General features: G+C 74.9%; 2 protein-coding genes. One reads left to right on the top strand and one right to left on the bottom strand.

Going from position 1 to position 2,941, the window contains the following annotated elements; translation table 11 throughout:
- Positions 1-779 precede the first annotated feature (779 nt).
- Positions 780-1,967, top strand: a complete 1,188-nt coding sequence (locus tag KIK08_RS30505) for a glycoside hydrolase family 3 N-terminal domain-containing protein (RefSeq protein ID WP_214406765.1) — start codon at positions 780-782, stop codon at positions 1,965-1,967.
- Here the strand turns inward: KIK08_RS30505 and KIK08_RS30510 are convergent.
- Positions 1,968-2,941 (bottom strand): carbohydrate ABC transporter permease (locus KIK08_RS30510; RefSeq protein ID WP_214406766.1); only part of this gene is annotated, 974 nt, incomplete at its 5' end.

Here is a 2,941-nt window from a genome sequence, read left to right on the forward strand (position 1 = left end):
CCCGCCGCGACCGACGTGGCCGTGCTCCCCCCACCCGGTTGGTCCCGACAACTTCGTTCTCGACGGGGGCGGCTGGGCGCTGGTTGGACGAGAGCGGCTCTCGTCCAACCAGGCTGGACGAGCGCCGCGCTCGTCTCGCGGCGGGCGCGGGGGGCTTGGGGGTGAGCGCCGAAGGCGCGAACCCGGGGCGCCCGTACCCCTACGGGGCCCTGCTTGATCTGCGGTCGCTCGCCGCGTAGGCGCCGCCGGAGGCGCTGTTCCCCTGTTCAGGCGCTCGGCCTCGGCTCGCGGCGCGGCGCGCCGCCTCGCCGGCCGGGCTCGCAGCACCAGTGGTGCGCTCGCAGCGCCGGGTGTGTGGTCGCAGCCCGCCGGCGCGCTGCGACAACCCAGCCAGCGCTGCGACAACCCAGCCAGCACTGCGACAACCCAGCCAGCACTGCGACGTCCCCAGCCAGCACTGCGACGTCCCCAGCCAGCACTGCGAGGGCACGTCAGCTCTGCGAGGACACCCTCCCTCGCCGCGGCGGCCGCACGAGCGCGGCTTTCGTCCAATCCCGCCGCACGAAAGCGGATCTCGTCCGATCCCGCCGCCGAGCGCGGCGGCGCCGGAGGAGATCGTTTCGTTGGACGAGCGCGCTCCTGCCCAGACCCGTCGCACGAACGCGGCTCTCGTCCAACCCCGCAGCACGAGCGCGACTTTCGTCCAACCGGGGCCGGTCAGGGGCGTACGAGGCGGCCCCCGACCGCAGCCGGCGAGCGGGCGGGGATGATGGGCGGCGATGTCCGCTCCCACCCGCTCCCCGCGCCGCCGCGGGCTCGCCCTCGCCGGGGCGGTCGCCGTGCTGGCGCTGCTCTCCGTGCCGGCGCCGAGCGCCGCGGCCGCCGTCCCCGCCGAGGTGCCCCCGTTGACCGGCGAGAACCTGGGGCCCGACCGGCTGCCCCGGTGCGCCGAGGTGGTGGCCTCGATGAGCCCCCGGGAGCGGGTGGCCCAGCGGCTGATGGTCGGCGTCGACGCCGCCGACCCCGCCGGGACCGGCCGCACGGTGCACACCAGCCAGGTCGGGGGGATCTTCATCGGCGGCAACGCCACCGACCTGCTGGTCGACCAGGAGCTGCGCGGCGTGCAGGCGGTCTCGCGCATCCCGATCGCGGTCGCCGTCGACGACGAGGGCGGGCGCGTGCAGCGCATCGACGAGCTCGACGGCCCGCTGCCCAGCGCCAGGGCGATGGTCGCCCGGATGTCGCCGGAGGAGGTGCGCCGCACGGCGGCGGAGCGGGCCGGGAAGCTGCTGGCCCGGGGCATCACGATGAACATGGCGCCGACCGTCGACGTCGGCCAGCAGCCGGCCGGTTCGGTGATCGGCGACCGGTCCTTCGGCGGCGACGCCGAGACCGTCACGACCTTCGCCCGGGCCTACGCCGAGGGTCAGCGCGAGCGCGGGGTGTTCACGGTGCTCAAGCACTTCCCCGGGCACGGCCACGCGAACGGCGACTCGCACCGCGGCCGGGTCAGCACCCCGCCGCTCGACGAGCTGCGCGAGCTCGACCTGCTGCCCTACGCGAACCTCATCGGCCCCGACGGGCCGCTGTCGTCGCGCGAGGGCCGCGACCGCACCGGGGTCATGGTCGGCCACCTCGACGTCCCCGGACTGACCGACGACCTGCCCACCTCGCTCTCCCCGGCCGCGTACCGGCTGCTGCGCGAGGACTACGGCTTCGACGGCCTGGTGCTCACCGACGACCTCGGCGCGATGAAGGCCGTCACCGGCCGGTTCGACCTGCCCGAGGCGGTCGAGCGCGCGTTGGGCGCCGGCGCCGACATGGCGCTGTGGTCGACCGGCGGCGACGTCACGGCGCTGCTCGACGACCTGGAGGCCGCCCTCGCCGCGGGCCGCCTGGACGCGGAGGCCAACGACACGGCCGTCCAGCGCGTGCTGTCCGCGAAGGGCGTCTGCGGCCGGTCGTGATCAGCCCTTCAACGCGCCGCTGAGTCCGGCGCTGCGCAGGAACGTCCGCTGGAACACCAGGAACAGCACCACCGGGATCAGCGCGGAGATGGTGAGCGCGGCCAGCAGGACGTCCAGCTCGATGGAGCGGGCCAGCGTCGGCAGCCGCACCGACAGGGGCTGGATGTCGGGGTCGCGCAGCACCAGCAGCGGCCACAGGAAGTCCTTCCAGGCCGCCACGAACGCGAACACCGAGATCACCCCGAGGATGGGCCGCGACATCGGCAGCAGCACCGACCAGAACACCCGGAACGGGCCGGCGCCGTCGATCCGGGCCGCCTCGAACACCTCCCGCGGCAGGTTGTCGAAGAACCGCTTGGCCAGCAGCACGTTGAACGCGTTCGCCCCGGCCGGCAGCCACACCGCCCAGAACGAGTCGATCATCGAGACGCCGATCAGCGGCGGGTCGATCACGGTCAGGTACAGCGGCACCAGCAGCACCACCGCCGGCACGAACAGCGTCGACAGCACCAGCCAGTAGAGCACCGGCCCGTAGCGCGGGCGCAGGACCGACAGCGCGTAGCCGCCGGTCGTGGCTACCACCAGCTGCACCAGCCAGGAGCCGGCGGCCAGCGCCATGCTGTTGAAGAAGTACAGGTCGACGTGCACCTCCGACCACGCGGTGGCGAGGTTGGCCCAGTCCACGCCGCTGGGGAACAGCGCCATCGGGTCGCGCAGGGTGTCCTGCGTGGTGCTCAACGACGCCTTGACCAGCCACAGCAGCGGGCCGACGCCGACGACCAGCAGCCCGACCAGCAGCAGGGCGTGGGCCAGGCGCAGCAGCGCGCCGGCGACCGGGGAGCGCCACTCCGCCGGCGAGACGATCCCGCGGCCACCGTCGTCGGGCCGGGGCCGCCGGCGCCGGCGGGGGGCCGGTTCGGCCGGCGGGGGCGCGGGGGCGGGCGCGGCCGTCACCGGGCCGGGCGAAACCGCTC

The organism is Pseudonocardia lacus (assembly GCF_018531445.1).
GTDB classification, from domain to species: Bacteria; Actinomycetota; Actinomycetes; order Mycobacteriales; family Pseudonocardiaceae; genus Pseudonocardia; species Pseudonocardia lacus.